Origin of the sequence: Burkholderia sp. 9775_39 (assembly GCF_015712225.1) — a bacterium.
Taxonomy (GTDB): Bacteria; Pseudomonadota; Gammaproteobacteria; order Burkholderiales; family Burkholderiaceae; genus Burkholderia; species Burkholderia cenocepacia.
The window spans coordinates 249247-273134 of record NZ_JACCQC010000008.1; the positions used below are offsets into that span (position 1 = coordinate 249247).

Here is a 23888-nt window from a genome sequence, read left to right on the forward strand (position 1 = left end):
GAAAGCGATAGGGGTTGTGAAATGCGCACTCGCGCGTACCGCAGTCTACGGCACCCGCGCGCGCTCTGCAGCGTGTGGTCGTGCGTGACGCGGCGCGCTCAGTCGGGTTCGAGTTCGGCGAACCGTTCGGCCAGGAAATCGAGCAGCGCCCGCACCGCCGGCAGCAGCCCGCGGCGCGACGCGAACACCGCGTGCACGATTTCGCGGCGCGGCGCCCAGTCCGGCAGGACGGTCGTCAGCTCGCCGCGCGCGACTTCATCGCGCACCATCATCGTCGGCAATTGCACGACGCCGACGCCCGCGACGGCCGCCGCGCGCAGCGCGAGCATGCCGCCCGTCACGAAGCGCGGCTGGTGATGGATTTCCGCCTGCGCGCCGTCGGGCCCGCGCAGCCGCCACACGTGCGTGGACTGCGGCACGCCGTGGTCGAGACTCGGCAGGCGCGTGAGATCGGCGGGAACGGCCGGTACACCGTGCTCGCGCAGCAGTGCGGGGCTCGCGACGAGACACTGGCCGCGCTCCGCGAGCACGCGTAGCGCGAGATCGCTGTCCTCGAGCGGCGGCGGGCGCACGCGGATCGCGACGTCGATCCCTTCGCCGACCACGTCGACGCGCCGGTTGGTCGCTTCCAGGTGGATCTCGACGCGCGGGCACGCGGCCATGAACGCGGCGATCATCGTGCCGACCAGCGAATCGAGCAGCACGATCGGGCAACTGACACGCACGATGCCGCGCGGCTCCTCGTGCAGCAGCGCGATCGCCTCGTCGGCGGCGTCGGCCTCGACGAGCATCGCGCGGCAATGCGCGTAATAGGTCTGGCCGACGTCGGTGACCGTGAAACGGCGCGTCGAACGCTGAATCAGCCGCATCCCGAGCCGCGCCTCGAGCAGCGCGATGCGCCGGCTCAGCTTCGATTTCGGCATGTCCAGCGCGCGCCCGGCCGGCGCGAAGCCGCCGTGTTCGACGACCTGCACGAAGTAATAGAGATCGTTCAGATCCCGCGCTTTATCGTTCATGAAATGGAACGCTGAGTGCGATTTCGGCAGTCTACCGGATCGTTCGTTCCATCTCTATATTGTCACTCATGGATGCGAAACACGGGTTTCGCCGCAATATGGAGAAGGGCAATGAAGAAGATCCAGGGTGTGTACAGTGCGCCGCGCGGCCATTGGGTCGGCGACGGGTTCCCGGTGCGTTCGATGTTCAGCTACCAGTCTCATGGCACGCATCTGAGCCCGTTCCTGCTGCTCGATTACGCCGGCCCCGCGACGTTCGAACCGACGACCGCGCCGCGCGGTGTCGGCCAGCATCCGCACCGCGGGTTCGAAACGGTGACGATCGTCTATGACGGCGAAGTCGCGCACCGCGACTCGACCGGTGCGGGCGGCACGATCGGCCCGGGCGACGTGCAGTGGATGACGGCCGCGAGCGGGATTCTGCACGAGGAATTCCACTCGGAGGCGTTCACGAAGCAGGGCGGCCCGCTCGAGATGGTGCAGCTGTGGGTGAACCTGCCCGCCGCGGACAAGATGGGCGCGCCCGGGTACCAGACGCTGCTGAACGCCGATATCCCGGTGGTCGAGCTGCCGGACGGCGCCGGGCGGGCGCGGATCATCGCCGGTGAACTCGACGGGCGGCGCGGCCCGGCCCGCACGCACACGCCGATCGACGTGTGGGACGTGCGGCTCGTGGCCGGCGGCCATGCGCGGTTCCCGGTCGCCGAAGGGCGGACGCTCGCGGTGGTCGTGCTGAGCGGCACCGTGCAGGTGAACGGCGAGACGGTGGCCCGCGAGGCGCAGTTCGTGCAACTCGGCCGCGACGGTAGCGACGTCGAGATCGAAGCGAACGGCGACGCGAAGCTGCTGATCCTGAGCGGCGAGCCGATCGACGAGCCGGTCGTCGGTTACGGTCCGTTCGTGATGAACTCGCAAGCGGAGATCCGTACCGCGATCGAGGACTTCAACAGCGGCCGCTTCGGCCAGATGCCGGCATGACGGCATGACGAGCAGGCCCCGCGCAATGCGGGGCCTTTTTTCGCGCGTGGCACGCGGTCGCGCGCGTGGGGCGGTTCGAGGCATAATCGACGGTTGTCGCGCGCCGGTCGGCGCGCCCGAATCAGGACCGCACATGAACGCATCCGCACCTGCCGCATCCCCGCGTACCGCCGATCTCGACTGGCGCTGGAAATCCTTCGACGCGCTGACCGCGCGCGAAATCTATTCGATCCTGGAGGCGCGCAGCGCCGTATTCGTCGTCGAACAGAATTGCGTGTATCGCGACATCGACGATGCGGACCAGGCCGCGTGGCACCTGGCCGCCTTCGATCCGGCCGGCCGCCTGGCCGGCTATCTGCGCGTGCTGCTGCCCGATGCGCAACACACCGACGTGCGCATCGGCCGCGTGCTGACGACCGCCGCGTTTCGCGGCGCGGGCCTCGGCAACGGGCTGCTGTCGCGCGCGCTCGAGCATATCCGCGCGCAATGGCCGGATACGCCGGTAAGCCTGCATGCGCAGGCTCACTTGCAGCGGTTCTACGGGGCATTCGGCTTCACGCCGAGTTCGGACGTGCACGACGAGGACGGCATCCCGCACGTGTGGATGAGCAGCGCACGCGCGTGACGCGCGCCGGGCGCCGCCGCAGTCAGTGCGCGGCGCGTGCGACGGGCGGTTTGTCCGCGCGCTGCGCGGCGCGCTCGCCGATCAGGCGCCCGCGCGCGGATAGCCGCAGCCAATGCCGCAGCGCGATCAGCGCGCCGATCACGCTCATCATCGAGCCGGGAATCCACAGCAGCAGGCCGCCGATCTGCTGGTCGCGCAGCGGGCTCAGCCACGTGAACGCGCGGCCGCAGATCGAGTAGATCGGATACAGCTCGTGCGGCGTGAAGAAGATCAGCGCGCCGAGCGCGATCTGCGGCGGGATCGCCGCGACGACGATCAGGATCCGGCGGCCCGGCGACAGCCGCGCGGGCGGCGCGGGACGCGGATCGACGACGAGCCACCAGAACAGCAGCCCGTCGATCACCATGCTCCAGTTCATCACGCGATAGAGACGCCAGTCGAGCATCGCGATGAAATGGATCGGCGACAGCAGCCAGAAATAGATCAGCCCGACGAACAGCACGACCGCGACGACCGGATGGAACACCACGTCGAGCGTCGCGCGCACCGGCGCCCATGCGAGCGCGGGGCGCACGAAGCGCTGCCGCCAGCGAAACGGAATGCCCGCGCGGATCGCCGCGCCAGGATAGGACAGCGCGATGAAGAACGGCCCGAGGTGATGCAGCACGAGATGCTGCGCGCGGTGCATGAAGAATTCATGCTCGAAGAAATAGTCGAGCCGCGTATGCAGCGCGATATAGAGCGCCGTCAGCCCGAACCAGAACGAGAACTGCCGCAGCGGCGACACCTTCGCCTTTTTCACGCCGCGTGCGAACAGCACGGCGGCCGCCAGCACCGCGATGACCACGGTCGGCGACGGTTCCCACGGATCGAGCCAGTACAGGAGGTTCATCGCGCGCGCATCACTTCGTCTGGGCCGGCGATTTCACGGGGAACGGTGCATCGACCGTTTCGCCGTCGGAGAATTTCAGGCGCAGGTGCACGGTGTCGCCCGGCTTGATCGCGTGCTTCGGCTCCTCGAGCATGAAGTGATAGCCGCCCGGCGCGATGTCGACCTTGCCGCGCGCGGGGATCGTCAGCTTGTCGACCATCTCCATCTTCTGCGTCGAGCCGTTCGAGACCGTCTGGTGCAGCATGGCCATCCCGTAGTCGGGGCTGTCGACGTCGACGAGATCGACCGGCTTGTCGCTCGTATTCACGAGCGTCACGTAGCCGCCCGCGGGCAGCTTGTTCGGCAGCCAGCGCACCCACGCGTTCTGCGCGCTGATCGTGCCGGCGGCATACGCATGGGCGCCGGCGCACAGCGCGGCGGCGAGGGCGAACGTCTTGAGGGTCGTTTTCGTGTTCATGGCGGAATTCAGGTCGTGGAGGCGGTGTCGATGATCCGGCGCACATCGGCGGCGATGGCGTCGGGCGAATCGCGATCGGTCGCGAGCAGGCGCGCGCGGCCGGTCGCGTCGAAGATGTAGACGGCCGAGCTGTGCGTCACTTCGTAGCCGCCGGACGGATCGCGTTTTTCCATCTGATACGCGACGCGATAGCGCTTGGCCAGCGATTCGATCTGGCCGTCGGTGCCGGTCAGGCCGCGCGCATGCGCGGCGTCGAACGCGGCGACATAGGACTGCATCGCCTGCGGCGTATCGCGCGCGGGATCGACGGAGACGAACAGGATGCGCACGTCGTCCGCCTGCGGGCCGAGCTTCGCCAGTACTTCCATCAGCCGCGCGAGGGTTTCGGGGCAGACATCGGGGCAGTGCGTGTAGCCGAAGTAGACGAGCGCGACGCGGCCGCGGAATGCATCGGCGTCGACAGGATGGCCGTCGCCGCCCGTCAGCTTGAACGACAGGTCGGGCAGGTGGCCGGTGACGTTGGTCAGGTTCCAGCGCGGCTCGTCGTGCGTGCACGCGGCGAGCGCCACGACGGCGGCGAGGGCCGCGGTCGCGCGGATGAGGCGGGAGAGGCGCCGGTGCGGCGCGAGGCGGGCAGACGACATCCTGGGGCTCGATCGGACGATGGATAGCCGGGGCGCGATGCCATGCGCCGCGCGGCAGGCGGTTGCGACTGTAGCGCAATTCGCGCGCCTGCGTCCTTTCGAAACCCCTGCGGGGCGGGCGAGCGGGGCAATATGTCGCAGTTGACGCGGCGGGCGGCGCGGTGTTCGCGCGGCCCCGGTTTCGCCCATCTGGGGGCGCAGGCGCGGTAAGATGCGCACAACTCCATTCGCGCAGCGGCGGCCCGGCATTTTCCGGTCGCCCTCAGACTATCGAATCGATGCAATCCGTTCCGGCTTCCCTGTCCCTGACCGATACCGCGTTCTTCTTCGACTTCGACGGCACGCTCGTCGAGCTCGCGCCGACCCCCGACAGCATTCACGTTCCGCCGTCGCTGCTGACGCTGCTCGACGAGCTGTCGCGCCGCTCGCACGGCGCGGTCGCGATCGTGTCCGGGCGCGGCATCGACAACCTCGACACTTTCCTGAAGATGCCCGATCTGCCGATCGCCGGCCTGCACGGCGCGGAGCGCCGCGATGCGAACGGCGACACGCAGCGCATCGGCTTCAACGACGAACGCCTGCTGCGCATCGAGCGCGAGCTCGCGGACGTGGTCGACCGCCATCCTGGCATGCTGCTCGAGATCAAGGGCGCGGCCGTCGCGCTGCACTTTCGCAACGCGCCCGAGCGCGAGGCGGTGGCGCGCGAAGCGGCCGAGCGCCTCGTCGCCGACTATGCGGATGCGTACGTGCTGCAACCGGGCAAGATGGTGTTCGAGATCAAGCCGAAGGGCGTCGACAAGGGGCGCGCGCTGGCCGCGTTCCTCGACGAGCCGCCCTTTGCGGGCCGCGTGCCGCTGTTCGCGGGCGACGACCTGACCGACGAGAAGGGTTTCGCGGTGGTCAACGCGCGCGGCGGCCTGTCGATCAAGGTCGGCGCGGGCGAGACGTCCGCGCGCATGCGGCTCGATTCGGTCGACGCACTGCATGAGCAGATCGCATGCTGGCTCGGCGCGGAGCAGCCGCACGCATGAGCCGGCTCATCATCGTTTCAAACCGCGTCGCGCCGATTTCGGAAGGCGAACCGGCGGCGGGCGGCCTCGCGATCGGCGTCTACGACGCACTGAAGGAAACCGGCGGCATGTGGTTCGGCTGGAGCGGCGAAGTGGTCGCGTCCGGCGCGCCGCAGCCGCAGATCCGCATCGAGGAGCGCGGGCCCGTGACGTTCGCGACCGTCGGGTTGACGCGCCGCGATTACGACCAGTATTACCGCGGGTTCTCGAACGCGACGCTGTGGCCCGCGTTCCATTACCGCACGGACCTGATCCAGTACGATCGTCACGAATTCGACGGCTACCGCCGCGTCAACGTCTGGCTCGCGCAGCAGCTCGTGCCGCTGCTGCAGGACGACGACGTGATCTGGGTGCACGACTATCACCTGATTCCGTTCGCGCGCGCGCTGCGCGACGCCGGCGTGAAGAACCGCATCGGCTTCTTCCTGCACATTCCGTTTCCGGCCGCGCAGGTGCTCGTCAACGTACCGCCGCACCGCGAACTCGTCGAGTCGCTGTGCGCGTTCGATCTGCTCGGTTTCCAGACCGAGCCCGATCTGCGCGCGTTCTGCGACTACGTCGAGTTCGAGGCGGACGGCGACGTCGAGCGCGACGGGCACACGGTGCACGTCCGGGCGTTCGGCCAGACGCTGCGCGCGGCCGCCTATCCGATCGGCGTATATCCGGACGAGATTGCGTCGCTCGCGCAGGCGGGCGAACACGGCAAGGCGGTGCGCACGCTCGCGACGTCGCTGCGCGGGCGGCAACTGATCATGAGCGTCGACCGGCTCGATTATTCGAAGGGGCTCGTCGAGCGCTTCCGGGCCTTCGAGAAGCTGCTCGAACACCAGGCGTCGATCCGCAACCGCGTGTCGTTCCTGCAGATCGCGCCGTCGACGCGCGCGGATTTGCGTGCGTACCAGGACATCCGCCTGCAGCTCGAAGCGGAGTCCGGGCGCATCAACGGGCGCTACGCGGAGCTCGACTGGGCGCCGATCCTCTACATTCACCGTCAGTACGACCGCCAGGTGCTCGCCGCGCTGTACCGCCTTGCGCGCGTGGGCTTCGTGACGCCGCTGCGCGACGGGATGAACCTCGTCGCGAAGGAGTACGTGTCCGCGCAGAATCCGGACGATCCGGGCGTGCTGGTGCTGTCGCGCTTCGCGGGTGCCGCGCGCGAGCTCACGGGCGCGCTGATCGTCAATCCGATCGATATCGACGGGATGGCCGATGCGCTGTCGCAGGCGTTGACGATGCGGCTCGCCGAGCGGCGGGCGCGTTACGCGGACATGATCGCGCAGCTTCGCGAGAACAACGTGTCGGTGTGGCGCGACAATTTCCTGCGCGATCTGCAGCACGTCTGAACTATTGCTGGTGGTGCAATTGAAAAAGCCGCCGTGCGCAAGCACGGCGGCTTTTTTGTCGGCGCGGCGGTATGCCGGCGCGTCAGGCCACGCGTTCGCCGGTCGGCGTGCTGCCGTGCGGGGCCGCATGATGGCGGCCGTGCTGTTTCGCAAGCAGGTCGCGATACAGGCCGGGACGGCTGCGCAGCACGTCGGGCGGGCCGTCGTCGATCACCTTGCCGTTGTTCATCACGATGATGCGGTCGAAGTTGCGCAGCGTCGACAGGCGGTGCGCGATCGCGATCACCGTGCGGCCGACCATCAGGCGATCGAGCGCGCTCTGGATCGCTTCCTCGGACGCGCTGTCGAGCGCCGACGTCGCTTCGTCGAGCAGCAGGATCGGCGCATCCTTCAGGATCGCGCGCGCGATCGCGATGCGCTGGCGCTGGCCGCCCGACAGCTTGACGCCGCGGTCGCCGACGATCGTGTCATAGCCTTCCGGCATCGCCTCGATGAACTCCGCGCAGCGCGCGTCGCGCGCGGCGGCGAGCACTTCGTCGCGGGTCGCATCGGGGCGGCCGTACGCGATGTTGTCGTAGATCGTCCGGTGCAGCAGCGAGATGTCCTGCGGCACCAGCGCGATCGCGTGGCGCAGGCTGTCCTGCGTGATGCCCTTCACGTCCTGGCCGTCGACCATCACGACGCCGTCCTGCGTGTCGTAGAAGCGCTGCAGCAGCGCCAGCACGGTCGACTTGCCCGCGCCCGACTTGCCGATCAGCCCGACACGCTGGCCCGGCTCGATATGAAGGTCGAAGTGGTCGAGGATCGCGCGGCGGTGCGGATACGCGAACGTCACGCGCTCGAAGTCGACGCGGCCGCCCTTGGCCGACAGCGGCTGCGCGTCCGAGCGGTCCGGCATGCCGTGCGGTTCGAGCAGCGTCTTCACCGCCTCGGACAGGCGTGCGACGTGCTGCGTGACGTCGACGAGCGCGACCGCGAGATCGCGCGTGCCGTGCAGGATCGTGAAGCCGAGCGAGCTGACGAGCACGATGTCGCCCGACGTCGCGCGGCCTTGGTCCCACAGCCACAGCGCCCAGCCGAGCAGACCGGCGGACAGCATCGCGGTGATCACCGCATGCAACAGCCGCAGTTTCTCGAGATAGAGCAGGCTCTGCTGGCGCGCATCCATCTCGGCCTTGACCGTTGCGCCGAAGCGCTTCTGTTCGCGCAGCGTCATCCCGAACGCGCGCACGAGGCCCATGTTGCCGATCACGTCGACGAGTTCGCCGTCGACGGCCGCGGCCTTCGCCGCGAACGCGTGGTGGCGCGCCGAGCCGCGGCCGGCGAGCTTGAACAGGATGACGGACAGCACGGCCGAACAGCCGAGCAGGCCGGCCGCCATCAGCGGATTGACGACGATGATCATCAGGATCGCGCCCATCACCGCGATGCACGGCGGCAGCACGTTCCACGCCATCGTGTTCTCCGACGTGTACACCGCGTTCGACGTGGCCGTGATGCGGCTGGCGAGCGTACCCGGCTGCTTCTCCGAGTAATACGTCGGCGAATGGCCGATCAGGTACTGGAACAGGTCGCGCCGCAGGTCGCCGGTGACCGCGACGAACGTATGCGCGGCGACCCAGCCGCCGACGCGCCACAGCAGGTTGTCGGCCGCGATCAGCCCGACGAGCAGCGCGAACGCGCTCCACAGCGGGCCCGGATGGTGGCGCCCGGTCGCCAGCACGTCGATCAGGTGCTTGATCGCGTATTGCGAGCCGAGCGCGCAGCCGACGGCGGCCAGCACGCTGCAGAGCACGACCAGGTGCGCGACCGGGTGGCGGCGGATGTAGCGGAACAGGAACGCGATCGGCCGATGCGCGTAGCTCGACAGCTTCGCGTTGTAGGCGTTGCGCTGGGCGGGGGTGAGAGATTCCAAAATATGCGTGCGGTGATTCGGTGATTGAGCGTGGCGGCTGGATCGCGGGCCGGCGTTCGCCCGGACTGACTAATCCGGCATTGTAAACAAGGCCTGCGTTGCGCTGCGCGAATCTTGCCTTGGCCAGAGGCTCGCGATCGATTTTGAGATAAAATCCGGCATCCCGTCCTGCCGCAGGTGCCGGAATCACGCTGCCGGCAGCGGCGGGTAACGAGGATCGCCAAAAGGGCCTTCCACTCTAGAACGGACACCCGAGTCCGCGGGTTGCAAAGTGTTGCACCTTTGTAACAAAGTAAAGTGTTTGAAATGTTGTGCGCCGTATCGGGATTAACCCTAGATAATCGGCTCCGGGTTCGATTCCAGGTTTTTTTACGAACCCCTGTCAACGGGTCTTCGTTTCAAACGTTCTATGCCTGTCGCGTCGCCGACGCTCCTTGAGCAGCGCGGGTTCGACGCCCCCGGCAGGCTGATTCGTCCGACTTTCGGACGACCTGCATCCAGCCCGGACCGCCGGCAGGTTGCCGACCCATACCTGGTTTTTTGCCGATTTTTTAGGAGTTACGCATGCGAATCGCCCAAATCGCTCCGTTGCATGAAGCGGTGCCCCCGAAACTGTACGGCGGTACCGAGCGAGTGGTGTCCTACCTCACCGAAGCACTTGTCGAGATGGGGCATGACGTCACGCTCTTCGCGAGCGGCGATTCGCAGACTTCCGCGAAACTCGAAGCGTGCTGGCCGCAGGCGCTGCGCCTCGACCCGACGATCCGCGACGTGATGGCCCCGCACATGCTGCTCCTCGAGCAGGTGCGCCGCCGCGCGGAAGAGTTCGACGTCCTGCACTGCCACATCGACTACTACCCGTTCTCGCTGTTCTCGCGCCAGCCGGTCCCGCATCTGACGACGATGCACGGCCGTCTCGACCTGCCGGAACTGCAGCCGATCTTCAACGCATTCAGCGACGTGCCGGTCGTGTCGATCTCCGACAACCAGCGCATCCCGCTGCCGCAGGCGAACTGGCTGTCGACTGTGTACCACGGCCTGCCGGAAAACCTGCTGACGCCGATCCCGAACGTGAAGCCGAGCTACCTCGCGTTCCTCGGCCGTATCTCGCCGGAGAAGCGCGTCGACACGGCGATCCGCATCGCCGAGCAGGCCGGCCTGCCGATCAAGATCGCCGCGAAGCTCGACAAGGCTGACCGCGCGTACTACGAAGAGAAGATCAAGCCGCTGTTCGCGCTGCCGCACGTCGAGTACATCGGCGAAATCAGCGAGTCGGAAAAGACCGAATTCCTCGGCAACGCGCATGCGCTGCTGTTCCCGATCGACTGGCCGGAGCCCTTCGGCCTGGTGATGATCGAGGCGATGGCCTGCGGCACGCCGGTGATCGCGTTCAAGCGCGGCTCGGTGCCGGAAGTGATCGACAACGGCGTGTCGGGCTTCGTCGTCGAAGACGAACTGTCGGCCGTCGCCGCGCTCAAGCGCCTCGATACGCTGCCGCGCGAGAAGGTGCGCGCCGCGTTCGAAGCTCGTTTCTCGTCGAAGGTGATGGCGCAGAACTACGTGAAGGGCTACGAGGAACTGCTGCGCCAGAAGCGCCGCACGGTGCTCCGCGAAGTCAACGCGAGCTGATCGCGGGCCGCCGCCATACTGCGGCGCGCGGCCGTCACGACGCCCCGTCCGGGTTTTCCGGCGGGGCGTTGTCACATCTGCGGCGCGGATCTGTTGTATTCTCGCCGCGCCCGGCGCCGCGAACGGCCTTCGAAGCGGCCCGGCACGCCATCCGGCCGTCTGTCCAGACGGTAATGTCCCTATAATGGCCGTGCCGTGAAATCCGGCCGGTACGAATATCCAGAGGAGAGCAGTCTTGGCGAGAACGAAAACCACGCGCGCAGCGCCGGCCCCCGGCGCCGGCGTGATCTTCGCGTTGCGCGCGATCGGTCTCGTGCTGCTCGCGCGCTGGCTGTTCTCGATGTCCCAGATGGGCTATCGCGCATCGCTGTCGGCGATGGTGTCGTCGCCGTGGGCATTCATCTACCTCATCCTGATCTTCCTGCTGCTCGCGCTGCCGGGCGCCGCCGCCCGGGCCGAGCGGCCGTTCCATCCGCTGCCGCAGTGGCTGCGCCAGGCGCTGCGCGTGTTCGCGCTGATCGGTTTCCTGTTCGCCGTATGGTCGATCGGCGCGTTCACGTGGGCGGCCGGCTGGCGCCGCGCGCTGCATGCGGTGACGGCAACCAACGGCTGGCTCGTCGCCGCGCCGGCGCTGTACGCGGCGATCGTATGGATCTGCCGGCCGCGGCCGCTGTGGCGGACCAACGTGGCCGCACGCCGCTTCGCGATCGGCCGGTATGCGATCTCGCTCGACGTGCTGACGCGCACCGCGATCGTCTGGATGGAAAGCCGCAAGGTCGGCCAGTACGATGCGCGCGAACTGTCGGTGCGCTGGCCCGGTCGCGCCGCGACGCCCGCCGCGGGCGAGCAGGGCGCGCAGCCGGCGGTCGTGCCGCCGCGTCGCGGCAGCCTGTTCAATCGCCCGAAGGTGGAACTGCTGTGGGATTCGCCGGCGGCTGTCGGCCACAACCGGCAGATCGTGATGCGCACGCCGCTCGCGACCGAGGGCGACCGCGTCGCGGTGCTCGCGCTCGACGCGGCGCTCAAGCAGATCGTCTGACACGGCTCGCGCACCGGGCGCGGGCGACAAGGAGGCGGGATGATCGTCCGTTGGTTGCTGGCTGCCATTCACCTCAGTGCGTTCGGCGTCGCGTTTGCCGCGATCGCCGGGCGTAACCGCGCGTTGCGCCGGTTCATCGCATCGGCGCAGGCGGCCGATTTGCCCGGCGTGTTCAAGGCGGATGCGGTCTGGGGACTGTCCGCGCTCGTGCTGATCGCGACGGGCCTCGCGCGCGCGTTCGGCGGTTTCGAGAAAGGGACCGCGTACTACCTGCACGAACCGCTCTTTCACCTGAAGATGACCGCGCTCGTGCTGATCCTGCTGCTCGAGATCGTGCCGATGCTGGGGTTGATCCGCTGGCGTATCGCCGCGCGGCGGCAGCAACTGCCCGATATCGGCCGTGCGCGCACCTACGTGCGGATCGGCCACTGGCAGGCGGTGTTGGTGATCGTCATCGTGTTCGCCGCGTCGGGGATGGCGCGGGGGATAGGGGCGCCCGGCTAGGGACGCCCGGTTAGGGGCGTCCGGCTAGGGGCGCCTGGCTAGGGGCACCCGGCTAGGGCGCCCGGCCAGATGTGACCGGGCGATGTCGCCGCCCGGCCAGTCCGTGCTCAGCGCACGAGACAGGGGCGCTTGTTGTTGAACGTCCAGCCCGGGATCAGATACTGCATCGCCGCCGCGTCGTCGCGGGCGCCGAGGCCGTGCTGCTTGTACAGCTCGTGCGCGAGCGCGACCGCATCCATGTCGATGTCGATCCCGAGCCCCGGCCGCTTCGGCACTTCCACCAGCCCGTTCTCGATCTTCAGCGGCTCGCGCGTCAGCCGTTCGCCGTCCTGCCAGATCCAGTGCGTATCGATCGCGGTGACCTGGCCCGGCGCCGCGGCCGCGACGTGCGTGAACATCGCGAGCGACACGTCGAAGTGGTTGTTCGAATGCGAACCCCACGTGAGGCCCCAGTCGCGGCACATCTGCGCGACCCGCACCGAGCCCTGCATCGTCCAGAAGTGCGGATCGGCGAGCGGGATGTCGACGGCATGCAACTGCACCGCATGGCCCATCTGCCGCCAGTCGGTCGCGATCATGTTGGTCGCCGTCGGCAGCCCCGTCGCGCGGCGGAATTCGGCCATCACTTCGCGGCCCGAGTAACCGTTCTCCGCACCGCACGGATCTTCCGCATACGCGAGCACGTGATGCTGATCCCGGCACAGCCGCACGGCCTCGTCGAGCGACCATGCGCCGTTCGGATCGAGCGTCACGCGCGCGTCGGGGAAGCGCTCGGCGAGCGCCGTCACGGCTTCGATCTCGCTGGCGCCCGCGAATACGCCGCCCTTCAGCTTGAAGTCGTTGAAGCCGTAGCGCGCATGCGCGGCCTCGGCGAGCCGTACGACGGCTTCGGGCGTCAGCGCGGCTTCGTCGCGCACGCGCGTCCAGTCGTCGGTCGCGCCGCGGCCGTCGCGATACGGGAGCGCGGTCTGCGTGCGATCGCCGACGTAGAACAGGTAGCCGAGCATTTCGACCCGTTCGCGCTGCTGGCCTTCGCCGAGCAGTGCGGCGACCGGCACGCCGAGATGCTGGCCGAGCAGGTCGAGCAGCGCGGCCTCGAGCGCGGTGACCGCGTGGATCGTCGTGCGCAGGTCGAAGGTCTGCAGCCCGCGGCCGCTCGCGTCGCGGTCGGCGAAGGTGCGCCGCACGTCGTTGAGCACCGCATGATAATTGCCGACCGGCTGGCCGACGACGAGCGCCCGCGCGTCGTCGAGCGTGCGGCGGATGCTTTCGCCGCCCGGCACTTCGCCGACGCCCGTGCGACCCGCGCTGTCCTTCAGGATCACGAGGTTGCGGGTGAAGAACGGGCCGTGCGCGCCGCTCAGGTTGAGCAGCATGCTGTCGTGGCCGGCGACCGGAATCGCTTGCAGGTCGACGATGCGCGGCGTGTCAGGGGAGGGCGAGGCAGTGACGGCGTTCATGGGCGGCGATGGCGAAAGAGTGGGCGATGCCGTGCGGCAAAAGCTTTGCCGCGCGCGGCGGGAGGTGCGATCATTCGACAACCGACGTGCGTGGCGCGCAAGCCCGCATGTCGACGCAACCCGAAACGGGGTGGGAGCGACAACCGGGCCAGCGGAGCGCAGAACGCGAACGCAGGTCGATCGTCGCGTACGGGGCCGGGCGGTGCTGTACAGCCGACCTGGGTCGACAGGAGATCCGTGCGCCGATCATCAGTCGTCGGATGACTTGTGACGCAGTATAATGAATCATCGGCTTTCGCTCAAACCCCGCGTAAACCCTCGGCTCACATTACGATCATTCAAAAAGGAACCGGCCACATGTCCGTGCCTACGCTTCCCGCAGCGCCGCGCCGTCGCGCACGCAGCCTCGCACAAGATGTCGTCGACGCGCTGACCGCGCAGATCGAAAACGGCACGCTGCGTCCCGGCGACAAGCTGCCGACCGAAACCGAAGTCATGGCGGCGCAGGGCGTGAGCCGTACGGTCGTGCGCGAGGCGATCTCGCGGATGCAGGCGAGCGGCCTCATCGAGACGCGCCACGGCATCGGCAGCTTCGTGCTGGAGCCGTCGCGCCGCCAGACGCTCGGCATCGATCCCGCGACGATCACGACGCTGCGCGACGTGCTCGCGGTGCTGGAGTTGCGCATCAGCCTCGAAAGCGAGTGCGCGAGCCTGGCCGCGCAGCGCGCGAACGATACCGATCTCGCCGCGCTGCGGCGCGCGCTCGACGCGATCGCGACGGGCGCGGGCGGCGGCCGCGACACCGCGCAGCTCGACTTCCAGTTCCACCTGCAGATCGCGCAATCCACCGGCAACCGCTATTTCGTCGACATCATGACGCAGCTCGGCACGTCGATCATCCCGCGCACCCGCGTGAATTCCGCGCGCTTCGCCGGCGACGATCTCGAGCGCTACGTCGGCCGGCTGAACCACGAGCACGAAGACATCTACGAGGCGATCGCGCGCCACGACCCGGAAGCCGCCCGCGCCGCGATGCGCACGCACCTCACCAACAGCCGCGAGCGGCTGCGCCGCGCGCACGAGGCGGCCGAGGCCGAGGCGGGCTGACGTTGCGTGACAGGGCCCGCGACACGACGGGCCTACCTGGATTGCTTTAACATCAGTCGTCGTACGAGGTCGGCATGACCGCCGCGATCTCCCGGCCAGGCGGCGCTTCCGCCGCCGGCCGTCCGCCTGCCTCGCCGATCAGCCTCCCTTCGTCACGATCGTCTTCCACGCGCCGTTCTTCACCTGGTACAGCGTCGACATCCCGCTCTTCAGCGAGCCGTCGTTCGCGAACGAGATGCGGCCGGTCACGCCTTCGAAATCGATCTTCTTCAGCGCCGGGCGATAGGCCTTCGGGTCGGTCGAGCCGGCCGCCTGCATCGCCTTGATCGCCGCCCACGCCGCGTCATAGCCGAACTGCGCATACGACAGCACGTCGACGCCGAAGCGCTTCTTGAAGCGCGCCTCGAAATCCTTCCCCTGCGGCAGCTCGTCGAGCGGCCGGCCGTATTCCCATGCCATCGCGCCTTCCGCGGCCGGGCCCGCGATCTTGATGAACTCGTTGTCCTTCACGCCGCCGCCGCCGACGAACTGCGCGTTCAGTCCGAGCTGGCGCATCTGCTTGATGAAGTTCGCCGCGAGCGAATCGAGGCCGCCGAAGAAGATCAGGTCGGGATTCTTGGCCTTCAGGCTCGTGATCTGCGCGCGGAAATCGACCGCCTGGTTGCTGGTGAACTCGCGCCCGATGAGGTTGCCGCCGGCGGCCTTCACGGCCTTCTCGAATTCGTCGGCCTCGCCCTGGCCGAACGCGGTGCGGTCGTCGATGATCGCGATGCGCTTCGCCTTCGTCACGTCGACCGCGTACTTGCCCGCGTTGCCGGCGTTCTGGCCGTCGGTCGCGATCACCATGAACATGTTCGCGAGCCCGCGCGACGTGAGCGTCGGGTTGGTCGCGGCCGGGTCGATCACCGGAATGCCGGCCTTGTCGTAGACCACCGACGCCGGGATCGTCGTCCCCGAGTTGAAGTGACCGACCACGACCGACACGTTCTGGTCGACCAGCGCCTGCGCGGCCTGCACGCCGATGCGCGGGTCGGCCTGGTCGTCCTGCACGACGAGATTGAAGCGGGCAGGCTTGCCGGCGATCTGCACCTTCTGTGCGACCGCATCGTCGAGCGCGAGCTGGACGCCGTTTTGCAGGTCCTTGCCGTAGCCGGCGTTCACGCCCGTGAGCGGCGCGGCGAAGCCGACCTTCACGTCGGTTGCGTCGGCAGCCTGGGCGGCCTGTTGCGAGAGGAGGGCAAGCGCGGATGCAATCGACACCGACAGCAGGGAATGACGGAATTTCATGTTGTTCCTCTTGTTCGACACCTGCGAGTAGGTACCGCGCGCGCCAGGGCGAGCCGGGCGCGTGCGACGGGCGGGCGGTTCGACCGCTTCTCGGGATCGGGCGGGGAGGTCGGCATCGTGATCCTCGGAAACATCTCCCGTCAGGCTCCGCGAAGAGCCCCGATTGCTTCGATATATAGGTCGCCGATATGCGCGGGTCTTGGAAATTTGCCGCGCATTCGATGCGGATTTGCGCATAGCTTCCGCGCGTGCGCGGGTGGCCGGTATCGGGAGTTTCCCGTCGCGAACGCCACGGGCGGGAAGGAGGGAGAGCGGCGCGGGGCAAGGACGCGGCGCGGCCCGCCGGGGGCCGCGCCGCGCGTGGGGCGACGTCAGTCGGACAGGGCGTCCGACGCGGCTTCGGCGTCGTCGTGCGACGCGGTCGTGCGGATCAGCGGGTCGCTGGTGCTCGGGCGGCCGGTTTCGACGTGACCGGCGAAGCGACGCAGGAAGCCGAGCAGCCGGCCGTCGCTGACGGTCAGGTCGTACCAGCCGTGGCTGCCGCGCAGATCCCAGTAATCGTCGACGTGCGCGCCCGGCGCGAGGTCGAACGTGCGCGCGTGACCGTGGCCGTACGCGTTCGTGACCTTGAGCCGCACGGCCTTGTGGCCGCGGTTCATCAGGCGCAGCGTGATGTTGCCGTTCGCGACGTCGTAGCCGTAGATCACCTCGGGGTTCACGTTCGCGCTGCCGACGCCGGTCGCGAACGGGCCGCGGAAATGGCAGTAGAAGCCGTTCGGGCCGTACACGTCGAGGTCGTACAGGCCGAGCGACGCGGCGGCGCTCCAGGTATCGGCGACGCGTTTGCCGGCTTCGACCGTGTACGCCCACGGGCCGTCGACGCGGTTGCGCGACTGGACCTGGAACGCGGCGCCCGCACGGCCCGTGTTCGCGAAGGTCAGCCGGAACTGGCCGTTCGCGGCTTCGACGCGGCCGTGCACGAACAGTTCGTACGGCAGCGCGCGCGCCGGACGCAGCCCGGCTTCCTGTTTCGGCAGCTTCTGCAGCACCGGCGGCACCGGGATGTAGTCGGGATGGCGCACGCGGTCGGGCGGCGCGTAGCCGCTCGTGTCGGGCAGCGTCGGCCAGCCGGCGTCGGCCGTCGCGAAGTCGAATGCGGCGGTCAGGTCGCCGCACACCGCGCGGCGCCACGGCGACACGTTGGCGGCCGTGACCGGATACTGCGCGCCGAACCGCGCCTCGATGAATTGCAGCAGCGACGTGTGATCGAAGGTCTGCGAGCAGACCCAGCCTCCCTTGGTCCACGGCGACACGACGAGCATCGGCACGCGCGGCCCGAGCCCGTACGGGCCGGCCATGTGCGACGCGTCGCCGGCGAACACCTCGTTGGTCGTCGCGACCGTCGACAGCCCGTTGGCGCGCGACTGCGGCGCGAACGGCGGCGGCACGTGGTCGAAGAAGCCGTCGTTTTCGTCGTACGTGATGAAGAGCGCGGTCTTGCTCCACACGTCGGGATTCGACACGAGCGCCTTCAGCACCTGCTCGATGTACCACGCGCCGTAGTTCGCGGGCCAGTTCGGGTGCTCGGAATACGCTTCCGGCGCGCAGATCCACGACACCTGCGGCAGCGTGCCGTTCTTCACGTCCTGCTGAAGCACGTCGAACAGCGTGCCGCCGGCGCTGATGTTGGTGCCGGTGCGGGCCTTGTCGTACAGCGGCGTGCCGGGCAGCGCGGTGCGGTACTGGTTGAAGTAGAGCAGCGAGTTGTCGCCGTAGTTGCCGATGTACGGGTTCTGCGTCCAGCCCCACGAGCCGTTCGCGTCGAGTCCCGTGCCGACGTCCTGGTAGATCTTCCACGACACGCCGGCCTGTTCGAGCACTTCCGGATAGGTCGTCCAGCCGTAGCCTTTTTCCTCGTTGCCGAGCACCGGGCCGCCGCCCGTGCCGTCGTTGCCGACGTAGCCCGTCCACATGTAGTAGCGGTTCGGGTCGGTCGAGCTCGGGGTCGCGCAGTGGTACGCGTCGCAGATCGTGAACGCATCGGCGAGCTGGTAGTGGAACGGGATGTCGTCGCGCTTCAGGTACGCCATCGTCGTGGTGCCCTTGTTCGGCACCCACTGGTCGTAGCGGCCCTTGTTCCACGCGGCGTGCATGTCCTGCCAGCCGTGCGGCAGGTCCTGCAGGAACTGCAGGCCGAGCTTGTCCGCGCCCGGGTGGAACGGCAGCAGCTCGGCCGGGCCGACCGGCTGATGGAACACCGACTTGCCGTTCGCGAGGCGCAGCGGGCGCGGATCGCCGAAGCCTCGGACACCGCGCATCGTGCCGAAGTAGTGGTCGAACGAGCGGTTCTCCTGCATCAGGATCACGATGTGTTCGATGTCGCGGATCGTGCCGGTACGGCGGTTCGCGGGAATCGCGAGCGCATCGCGGATCACGGGCGGAAACAGGTTCAGCGCGGCGGCGCCGGCAGTGCCGGCGGCGACGCGCAGGAAGTCACGACGGTTCGATCGGGTCATGGTCGTTATCGTGCGGTAAAGGGGAAGCCGATTGGCGGGACCTGCGGGAAGGGCGCGCGCCGGGTCGCAGGATGCGGCTGCGCCGGTTCGTGCCGCCGCGAGCATAGCGAGGAATCGGTGTCATTCATGTGAAGTCCGGAAACGTTTGCACGGACAGCGAACCGGCATCGGGATAGGCATCGCCAGCGGTCGCGGTGTAACGGGGAAAGCGGGAAAGCGGGAAAGCGGGAAAGCGGGAAAGCGGGAAAGCGGGAAAGCGGGAAAGCGGGAAAGCGGGAAAGCGGGAAAGCGGGAAAGCAGGAAAGCGGGAAAGCAGGAAAGCAGTGCGGCGGAGCAGCGCAACGCCGTGCCGGCGCGTCAGGCGTCGGTCACCCACGCGCCGAACCATTCGCTCGGGCGGGCGATCTCGTCCTGCGCGGCGACGAGTTCGAGTTCGTAACGGCGTGCGTCGTAGGTGGCCTTCACGACCGCGTGCACGGCCGCGAGCGTGTGTTCGAACGCGGCGCGCACCGAATCGCCGCGCAGCCGGCATGCGACGAAGATCGCGCTGGTCAGATCGCCGACGCCGACCGGATGGCGCGGAAACGCATACAGCGGCCGCTGGCCGATCCACGCTTCGGTTTCGGTGACGGCGAGCATGTTGAAACGGTCGGCCGGACTGTTGCGGTCGTGCAGGTGCTTGACGAGGATGATCTGCGGGCCGCGGCGGATCAGCGCGCGGCACGCGTCGACGGCTTCGGCGACGGTCTCGATGCGCCGGCCGGCGAGCTTCTGCAGTTCGGTATGGTTCGGCGACATGCCGTCCGCGAGCGCGGGCATTTCCTGCACGATGAATTCCTCGACACCGGGCTCGGGCCGGATGCCGCCCGTCTGGCCCATCGCCGGATCGCAGAAGTACCACGCGTTCGGATTCATCGCCTTCACCGAGCGCACGATCTCGACCGCCGCGCGCGCCTGCGGCGGCGAGCCGAGGAAGCCGGACAGCACCGCGTCGCAACGCTTGAGCGCGCCGATGGCCGCGACGCCGTCGACGAGCTGTTCCATCTTCGCGGCATCGATCGCGCTGCCGGCCCAGTGGCCGTACTGCATGTGGTTCGACAACTGGACGGTATTGAGCGGCCAGACGTTGATGCCGAGACGCTGCATCGGGAACACGGCCGCACTGTTGCCGGCATGGCCGTAGATGACGTGCGACTGAATGCTGAGGACGTTTTTCATGGGAATTCGCCTGCACGCGTTTCAGGGTCACGTCACACGATACCCGAGTTCGTCATACGCGCGGAAGTCGCGCGGCCCCGGAGTGTTGCGCGCCGTCGTCACGCGACCGCGTAGAATCGCGGGGGCGCGAGACCGTCCGGCCACAACCCGGCGGCCCGCGCGCGTCTCCAATCACCGTGATCGCCATGCTTTCGATTTGCAAGATGTTGTCCGTCGCGCGCGCCGCCGTGCTCGGCGCGAGCGCCGCCGCCGCGTGCGCGCTGCCCGTGGCGGCCGTTGCCGCGACGCCCGCCGCCAACGACGGGCCCGCGTACGGCCCGCGCCTGGAAGGGTTCGCGTATCCGGCGCCCGTGCACGAGTACGCGTTCGTGTCGCAGCGCGAAACCCTCGAGATGGCGTACCTCGACGTGCAGCCCGCGCATCCGAACGGCCGCACCGTCGTGCTGCTGCACGGCAAGAACTTCTGCGCGGCGACCTGGGAGGATACGATCGGCGTGCTGAGCCGCGCCGGCTATCGCGTGATCGCGCCGGACCAGATCGGCTTCTGCAAGTCGTCGAAGCCCGAGCGCTACCAGTACAGCTTCCAGCAACTCGCGCGCAACACGCACGCGCTGCTCGAATCGGTCGGCGTGAAGTCGGCGACGATCATGGGCCACTCGACGGGCGGGATGCTCGCGATCCGCTACGCGCTGATGTATCCGAAAGCGACCGACCAGCTCGTGCTCGTGAACCCGATCGGCCTCGAGGACTGGAAGGCGCTCGGCGTGCCGCCGCTGTCGGTCGACTACTGGTACGCGCGCGAACAGAAGACCACGGCCGACGGTATCCGCCGCTACGAGCAGGGTACGTACTACGCAGGCAAGTGGTCGCCGTCGTACGAGCGCTGGGTGCAGATGCTCGCCGGCATGTATCGCGGCGCCGGCCGCGACGCGGTCGCGTGGAACTCCGCGCTGATCTACGACATGATCCTCACGCAGCCGGTGGTCTACGAATTCGGTGCGATCCGCGTGCCGACGCTGCTGATGATCGGCGACAAGGACACGACCGCGATCGGCAAGGACGTCGCGCCGCCCGACGTGCACGCGAAGCTCGGCCGCTATCCGGAGCTCGCGAAGCGCACGCAGGCCGCGATTCCGGGCGCGCAACTCGTCGAATTCCCGGCGCTCGGACACGCGCCGCAGATCCAGGACCCGGACGCGTTCCACAAGGCGCTGCTCGACGGGCTGGAGGCCGTGCGCCCGCAGTGATGCGGGACAGGCGGCCGGCGGCGCGCGAGCGTGCCGTCAGCGCGCTTCGTTCGCGAGCTCGTCGCGGATCTGCGCGGCCAGTTCGAACGAGCGCAGCCGCGCGGCGTGATCGTAGATCTGCGCGGTGATGATCAGCTCGTCGGCGTCCGTCAGCGCGATGCGCTCGCGCAGCTTGTCGCGCACCGTGTCGCGCGAGCCGACCGCCGCGAACGACAGCGAATGCGCGACGGTCGCGAGTTCGAGCTCGTTCGCCTCGAGCACGTCGACGGGCGGCGGCAGCTTGCCCGGCGTGCCGCGCCGCAGGTTGATGAACTGCTGCTGCAGCGACGTGAACAGGCGCCGCGCCTCGTCGTCGGTCTCGGCCGCGAACACGTTGACGCCGACCATCGCATGCGGCTTCGGCCACGCGGCCGACGGCCGGTACTGCGCGCGGTAGATCTCGAGCGCCCGCATCAGATAATCCGGCGCGAAGTGCGACGCGAACGCGAACGGCAGCCCGAGCATCGCCGCGAGCTGCGCGCTGAACAGGCTCGAACCGAGCAGCCACACCGGGACGTCGAGCCCCGCGCCGGGTACCGCCCGCACGCGCTGGCCGGGTACCGGCTCCGCGAAATAGCGCTGCAGCTCCGCGACGTCGTCCGGAAACGAGTCCGCACTGCCGATCAGGTCGCGGCGCAGCGCGCGCGACGTGGTCTGGTCGGTGCCGGGCGCGCGGCCCAGGCCGAGATCGATGCGCCCCGGATACAGCGACGCGAGCGTGCCGAACTGTTCGGCGATCACGAGCGGCGCGTGGTTCGGCAGCATGATGCCGCCCGAGCCGACCCGGATCGTCCGCGTCGCGCCCGCGACGTGGCCGATCACGACGGCGGTGGCCGCACTCGCGATCCCCGGCATGTTGTGATGCTCGGCCAGCCAGTAGCGCCGGTAGCCCCAGCGTTCCGCGTGCTGCGCGAGATCGACGGTGTTGCGGAACGCCTGCGAGGCGTCGGCGCCGGCCGGAATGGGGGCGAGATCGAGTACGGAAAACGGTGTCATCGGAAGACCTTCGAAACGGGATGGCGTGGTGATGCGCTGACGCAACAGACGCCAACGATTTTGCCAAAGGGTTCCGGAACGTGCTGGCCGCGCGCGGATACCCATGCGCCTTACAGGGGTGCAGGGTTGCTTGCGACGATCGTTGCAAAAATCAATCTAATCGCTGATTAATTACCAATCTTTACGGCGATTGGAAGTGAAACCGCATCGACATACAAATTTGCACGAAACGTTTGATTTTAAAGACTGCAATACGCCTGCAAAGTGCTTACGCTAATGTGAACGTGGCCGAGCCGATCCGGTTCGTCGACCGCTCAGCTTTGCCGGAATCGCACCAGTCCGTTTCTCGTAGCGCCGCGCGCGGGGGGCTGCGGACTGCTAAAATCCGGCGCCTGTCCATGTTGTGCCAATGGAGCCATTCGAGTCTTCCCGCATGCCGTCCGGGTGCTGCGCGGGGATACGCCACGCGAAGCCGGGCATGGCCGCACCCGAACAACGGGTCGTGCCTTCCCCATTACAGACGCTGCTGGAACAAGGAGTCGGGTCGTGCCCGCGTTCGTCGCTGTCGGAATACCGCATCACGCTCAATCACGCTCAAGCGTTCGCCATGGCGCCGAAGTCGCCGGGAGGCGTTGCGCATGACGCCCACCGCCACGCTGCTCGACTGGCTCCTGATCGTCTTCACGCTGGCCGCGGCCGGCTATGCGCTCGTCGCGGCCTTCGCGCCGCGGCCGCGCACGCCGCGCACGGCGGTGCGCGACGGCTTCGAGCCGGTCAGCGTGCTCAAGCCGCTGTGCGGCGCAGAGCCGCACCTGTACGAAAACCTCGCGACTTTCTGCGAGCAGCGCCATCCTCGCTATGAGGTGCTGTTCGGCGTCGCATCGTCGGCCGATCCGGCTATCGCGGTCGTCGAGCGGCTGCGCGCCGATCATCCGGCGTGCGACATCTCGCTCGTGATCGACGCGCGCGTGCATGGCAAGAACCTGAAGGTCAGCAACCTGATCAATCTCGCCGAACGTGCGAAATACGGCCGCATCGTGATCGCGGACAGCGACATCGCGGTGAAGCCCGACTATCTGGAGCGCGTGACGGCGCCGCTCGCGGACGCGTCGGTCGGGGTCGTCACGTGCCTGTATCATGCGCGCAGCGTCGGCGGCTTCTGGACGCGGATCGGCGCGCAGTTCGTCGACGCCTGGTTCGCGCCGTCGGTGCGGATCACGCACCTCGGCCGCTCGAGCCGCTTCGGCTTCGGCGCGACGCTCGCGCTCACGCGCGACACGCTCGACCGGATCGGCGGTCTCTTCGCGCTGAAGGACGAACTGGCCGACGATTTCTGGCTGGCCGAGCTGCCGCGCCGCCTCGGGCGGCGCACCGTGCTGTCCGAGGTCGAGGTCGCGACCGACGTGATCGAACCGTCGTTCGGGCCGCTGTGGCACCGCGAGACGCGCTGGCTGCGCACGATCCGTTCGCTGAACCCGGCCGGCTTCGCGTTCCTGTTCATTACGTTCACCGTGCCGTGGCTCGCGATCGGCGCGGCGCTCGCATGGCGCCTCGACGGCAGTGTCGCCGGCACGCTGGCGGGCGGCGCGGCCGCGGTCGGCGCATTCGGCCGGCTCGTGCTGCACGCACGCGGCGAGGACGGCTGGCGTGCGTTCTGGCGCGACCTGCCGCTCGTCGCGGTGCGCGACACGCTGCTCGCGCTCGAGTGGCTCGCGGCCGCGTTCGGCACGCACGTCGTGTGGCGCGGCGCCAGGATGACGGTCGTCGGCGGCGAACGCGCGGCGGCGGCCGTGGAAGCAGTGGACGGCCGCTAGGGCCGTCGATCGAACCCGGCCCGCGGGCCGAGACGCGTTGCACGGCGAAGCCACGCGGCGCGACATGACAGAGAGGCGGGCGCCGGCATGGC

The 23888-nt window shown here is 68.4% G+C and carries 21 protein-coding genes; 10 read left to right on the forward strand and 11 right to left on the reverse strand.

Features of this window, described 5'->3' with window-relative positions; translation table 11 throughout:
- Window positions 1–98: 98 nt before the first annotated feature.
- A complete protein-coding gene (locus H0X90_RS14035; RefSeq protein ID WP_006482198.1) occupies window positions 99–1016 on the reverse strand; it encodes a LysR family transcriptional regulator in 918 nt (305 codons plus the stop codon).
- Window positions 1017–1127: 111 nt separating this feature from the next.
- Between H0X90_RS14035 and H0X90_RS14040 the strand changes: the two genes are divergently transcribed.
- Window positions 1128–1994: a pirin family protein gene (locus tag H0X90_RS14040; RefSeq protein WP_006482192.1), complete on the forward strand. Its 867-nt coding sequence runs from the start codon at window positions 1128–1130 to the stop codon at window positions 1992–1994.
- Between the two features lie 133 nt (window positions 1995–2127).
- The gene (locus H0X90_RS14045) at window positions 2128–2619 is read left to right on the forward strand and encodes a GNAT family N-acetyltransferase (RefSeq protein WP_006482188.1); all 492 of its coding nucleotides are present in this window, start codon (window positions 2128–2130) and stop codon (window positions 2617–2619) included.
- A 22-nt stretch (window positions 2620–2641) separates the two neighbouring features.
- Here H0X90_RS14045 and H0X90_RS14050 read toward each other — a convergent pair whose 3' ends face one another.
- From H0X90_RS14050 to H0X90_RS14060, 3 genes are read right to left on the reverse strand one after another with little or no spacing between them, the layout of a single operon-like run.
- Complete coding sequence (locus tag H0X90_RS14050) at window positions 2642–3511, reverse strand: cytochrome c oxidase assembly protein (RefSeq protein WP_006491689.1); 870 nt, start codon at window positions 3509–3511, stop codon at window positions 2642–2644.
- A gap of 10 nt (window positions 3512–3521) precedes the next feature.
- Entirely contained in the window at window positions 3522–3968 is a 447-nt protein-coding gene (locus tag H0X90_RS14055) for a copper chaperone PCu(A)C (protein WP_077188799.1), read from the reverse strand.
- An 8-nt stretch (window positions 3969–3976) separates the two neighbouring features.
- Complete coding sequence (locus tag H0X90_RS14060) at window positions 3977–4612, reverse strand: SCO family protein (RefSeq protein ID WP_006497709.1); 636 nt, start codon at window positions 4610–4612, stop codon at window positions 3977–3979.
- Between the two features lie 278 nt (window positions 4613–4890).
- Here H0X90_RS14060 and otsB point away from each other — a divergent pair, with 278 nt between their 5' ends.
- Both otsB and otsA read left to right on the forward strand, forming a co-directional pair.
- Window positions 4891–5643, forward strand: coding sequence for a trehalose-phosphatase (gene otsB / locus H0X90_RS14065; RefSeq protein ID WP_077188798.1), 753 nt, complete (start codon window positions 4891–4893; stop codon window positions 5641–5643).
- A complete protein-coding gene (otsA, locus tag H0X90_RS14070; RefSeq protein WP_077188797.1) occupies window positions 5640–7025 on the forward strand; it encodes an alpha,alpha-trehalose-phosphate synthase (UDP-forming) in 1386 nt (461 codons plus the stop codon). The genes otsB and otsA overlap by 4 nt, the downstream gene beginning before the upstream one ends.
- Before the next feature lie 82 nt (window positions 7026–7107).
- On the opposite strand, the gene H0X90_RS14075 is transcribed toward otsA, so the two are convergent.
- A complete protein-coding gene (locus tag H0X90_RS14075; protein WP_196438151.1) occupies window positions 7108–8940 on the reverse strand; it encodes an ABC transporter ATP-binding protein in 1833 nt (610 codons plus the stop codon).
- A gap of 564 nt (window positions 8941–9504) precedes the next feature.
- On the opposite strand from H0X90_RS14075, the gene H0X90_RS14080 reads away from it, so the two are divergent.
- The 3 genes from H0X90_RS14080 to H0X90_RS14090 all read left to right on the forward strand — a co-directional run bounded on the left by H0X90_RS14080 (window position 9505) and on the right by H0X90_RS14090 (window position 12112).
- On the forward strand, window positions 9505–10569 hold the full coding sequence (locus H0X90_RS14080; RefSeq protein WP_006476459.1) for a glycosyltransferase family 4 protein: 1065 nt from the start codon (window positions 9505–9507) through the stop codon (window positions 10567–10569).
- 235 nt (window positions 10570–10804) lie between these two features.
- A complete protein-coding gene (locus tag H0X90_RS14085) occupies window positions 10805–11608 on the forward strand; it encodes a hypothetical protein (protein WP_060213575.1) in 804 nt (267 codons plus the stop codon).
- A gap of 39 nt (window positions 11609–11647) precedes the next feature.
- Entirely contained in the window at window positions 11648–12112 is a 465-nt protein-coding gene (locus H0X90_RS14090; protein WP_006497708.1) for a DUF2214 family protein, read from the forward strand.
- Window positions 12113–12219: 107 nt separating this feature from the next.
- Here the strand turns inward: H0X90_RS14090 and gudD are convergent, their stop codons facing one another.
- Window positions 12220–13572 (reverse strand): glucarate dehydratase, encoded by a 1353-nt coding sequence (gene gudD / locus H0X90_RS14095; RefSeq protein ID WP_077188801.1) that lies wholly within the window; start codon window positions 13570–13572, stop codon window positions 12220–12222.
- Window positions 13573–13929: 357 nt separating this feature from the next.
- Here gudD and H0X90_RS14100 point away from each other — a divergent pair, with 357 nt between their 5' ends.
- Window positions 13930–14679: a FadR/GntR family transcriptional regulator gene (locus H0X90_RS14100; RefSeq protein ID WP_006484310.1), complete on the forward strand. Its 750-nt coding sequence runs from the start codon at window positions 13930–13932 to the stop codon at window positions 14677–14679.
- Between the two features lie 138 nt (window positions 14680–14817).
- Here H0X90_RS14100 and H0X90_RS14105 read toward each other — a convergent pair whose 3' ends face one another.
- From H0X90_RS14105 to pdxY, 4 genes are all read right to left on the reverse strand, one after another.
- Window positions 14818–15966 carry a branched-chain amino acid ABC transporter substrate-binding protein gene (locus H0X90_RS14105; RefSeq protein ID WP_006497706.1) on the reverse strand — a complete coding sequence of 383 codons (1149 nt, stop codon included), beginning with the start codon at window positions 15964–15966 and terminating at the stop codon, window positions 14818–14820.
- 371 nt (window positions 15967–16337) lie between these two features.
- Window positions 16338–18482, reverse strand: coding sequence for a phosphocholine-specific phospholipase C (locus H0X90_RS14110; RefSeq protein ID WP_077188796.1), 2145 nt, complete (start codon window positions 18480–18482; stop codon window positions 16338–16340).
- A 124-nt stretch (window positions 18483–18606) separates the two neighbouring features.
- On the reverse strand, window positions 18607–18858 hold the full coding sequence (locus tag H0X90_RS14115; protein ID WP_196438152.1) for a hypothetical protein: 252 nt from the start codon (window positions 18856–18858) through the stop codon (window positions 18607–18609).
- Window positions 18840–19700, reverse strand: coding sequence for a pyridoxal kinase PdxY (gene pdxY, locus H0X90_RS14120; protein WP_006484315.1), 861 nt, complete (start codon window positions 19698–19700; stop codon window positions 18840–18842). The genes H0X90_RS14115 and pdxY overlap by 19 nt, the downstream gene beginning before the upstream one ends.
- A 185-nt stretch (window positions 19701–19885) precedes the next feature.
- Here pdxY and H0X90_RS14125 point away from each other — a divergent pair, with 185 nt between their 5' ends.
- Window positions 19886–20947 carry an alpha/beta fold hydrolase gene (locus H0X90_RS14125; RefSeq protein WP_034200815.1) on the forward strand — a complete coding sequence of 354 codons (1062 nt, stop codon included), beginning with the start codon at window positions 19886–19888 and terminating at the stop codon, window positions 20945–20947.
- A 36-nt stretch (window positions 20948–20983) separates the two neighbouring features.
- Here H0X90_RS14125 and H0X90_RS14130 read toward each other — a convergent pair whose 3' ends face one another.
- Window positions 20984–21982 (reverse strand): LLM class flavin-dependent oxidoreductase, encoded by a 999-nt coding sequence (locus H0X90_RS14130; protein ID WP_077188795.1) that lies wholly within the window; start codon window positions 21980–21982, stop codon window positions 20984–20986.
- A gap of 638 nt (window positions 21983–22620) precedes the next feature.
- On the opposite strand from H0X90_RS14130, the gene hpnI reads away from it, so the two are divergent.
- The gene (gene hpnI, locus H0X90_RS14135) at window positions 22621–23796 is read left to right on the forward strand and encodes a bacteriohopanetetrol glucosamine biosynthesis glycosyltransferase HpnI (RefSeq protein WP_048989486.1); all 1176 of its coding nucleotides are present in this window, start codon (window positions 22621–22623) and stop codon (window positions 23794–23796) included.
- Window positions 23797–23888 lie beyond the last annotated feature (92 nt).

What these genes read in the sequence shown, in the direction of transcription:
- H0X90_RS14035 (WP_006482198.1), bottom strand. Translation starts at nt 1,016, where the DNA reads ATGAACGATAAAGCGCGGGATCTGAACGATCTCTATTACTTCGTGCAG.
- H0X90_RS14040 (WP_006482192.1), top strand. Translation starts at nt 1,128, where the DNA reads ATGAAGAAGATCCAGGGTGTGTACAGTGCGCCGCGCGGCCATTGGGTC.
- H0X90_RS14045 (WP_006482188.1), top strand. Translation starts at nt 2,128, where the DNA reads ATGAACGCATCCGCACCTGCCGCATCCCCGCGTACCGCCGATCTCGAC.
- H0X90_RS14050 (WP_006491689.1), bottom strand. Translation starts at nt 3,511, where the DNA reads ATGAACCTCCTGTACTGGCTCGATCCGTGGGAACCGTCGCCGACCGTG.
- H0X90_RS14055 (WP_077188799.1), bottom strand. Translation starts at nt 3,968, where the DNA reads ATGAACACGAAAACGACCCTCAAGACGTTCGCCCTCGCCGCCGCGCTG.
- H0X90_RS14060 (WP_006497709.1), bottom strand. Translation starts at nt 4,612, where the DNA reads ATGTCGTCTGCCCGCCTCGCGCCGCACCGGCGCCTCTCCCGCCTCATC.
- otsB (WP_077188798.1), top strand. Translation starts at nt 4,891, where the DNA reads ATGCAATCCGTTCCGGCTTCCCTGTCCCTGACCGATACCGCGTTCTTC.
- otsA (WP_077188797.1), top strand. Translation starts at nt 5,640, where the DNA reads ATGAGCCGGCTCATCATCGTTTCAAACCGCGTCGCGCCGATTTCGGAA.
- H0X90_RS14080 (WP_006476459.1), top strand. Translation starts at nt 9,505, where the DNA reads ATGCGAATCGCCCAAATCGCTCCGTTGCATGAAGCGGTGCCCCCGAAA.
- H0X90_RS14090 (WP_006497708.1), top strand. Translation starts at nt 11,648, where the DNA reads ATGATCGTCCGTTGGTTGCTGGCTGCCATTCACCTCAGTGCGTTCGGC.
- gudD (WP_077188801.1), bottom strand. Translation starts at nt 13,572, where the DNA reads ATGAACGCCGTCACTGCCTCGCCCTCCCCTGACACGCCGCGCATCGTC.
- H0X90_RS14100 (WP_006484310.1), top strand. Translation starts at nt 13,930, where the DNA reads ATGTCCGTGCCTACGCTTCCCGCAGCGCCGCGCCGTCGCGCACGCAGC.
- H0X90_RS14105 (WP_006497706.1), bottom strand. Translation starts at nt 15,966, where the DNA reads ATGAAATTCCGTCATTCCCTGCTGTCGGTGTCGATTGCATCCGCGCTT.
- H0X90_RS14110 (WP_077188796.1), bottom strand. Translation starts at nt 18,482, where the DNA reads ATGACCCGATCGAACCGTCGTGACTTCCTGCGCGTCGCCGCCGGCACT.
- pdxY (WP_006484315.1), bottom strand. Translation starts at nt 19,700, where the DNA reads ATGAAAAACGTCCTCAGCATTCAGTCGCACGTCATCTACGGCCATGCC.
- H0X90_RS14125 (WP_034200815.1), top strand. Translation starts at nt 19,886, where the DNA reads ATGCTTTCGATTTGCAAGATGTTGTCCGTCGCGCGCGCCGCCGTGCTC.
- H0X90_RS14130 (WP_077188795.1), bottom strand. Translation starts at nt 21,982, where the DNA reads ATGACACCGTTTTCCGTACTCGATCTCGCCCCCATTCCGGCCGGCGCC.
- hpnI (WP_048989486.1), top strand. Translation starts at nt 22,621, where the DNA reads ATGACGCCCACCGCCACGCTGCTCGACTGGCTCCTGATCGTCTTCACG.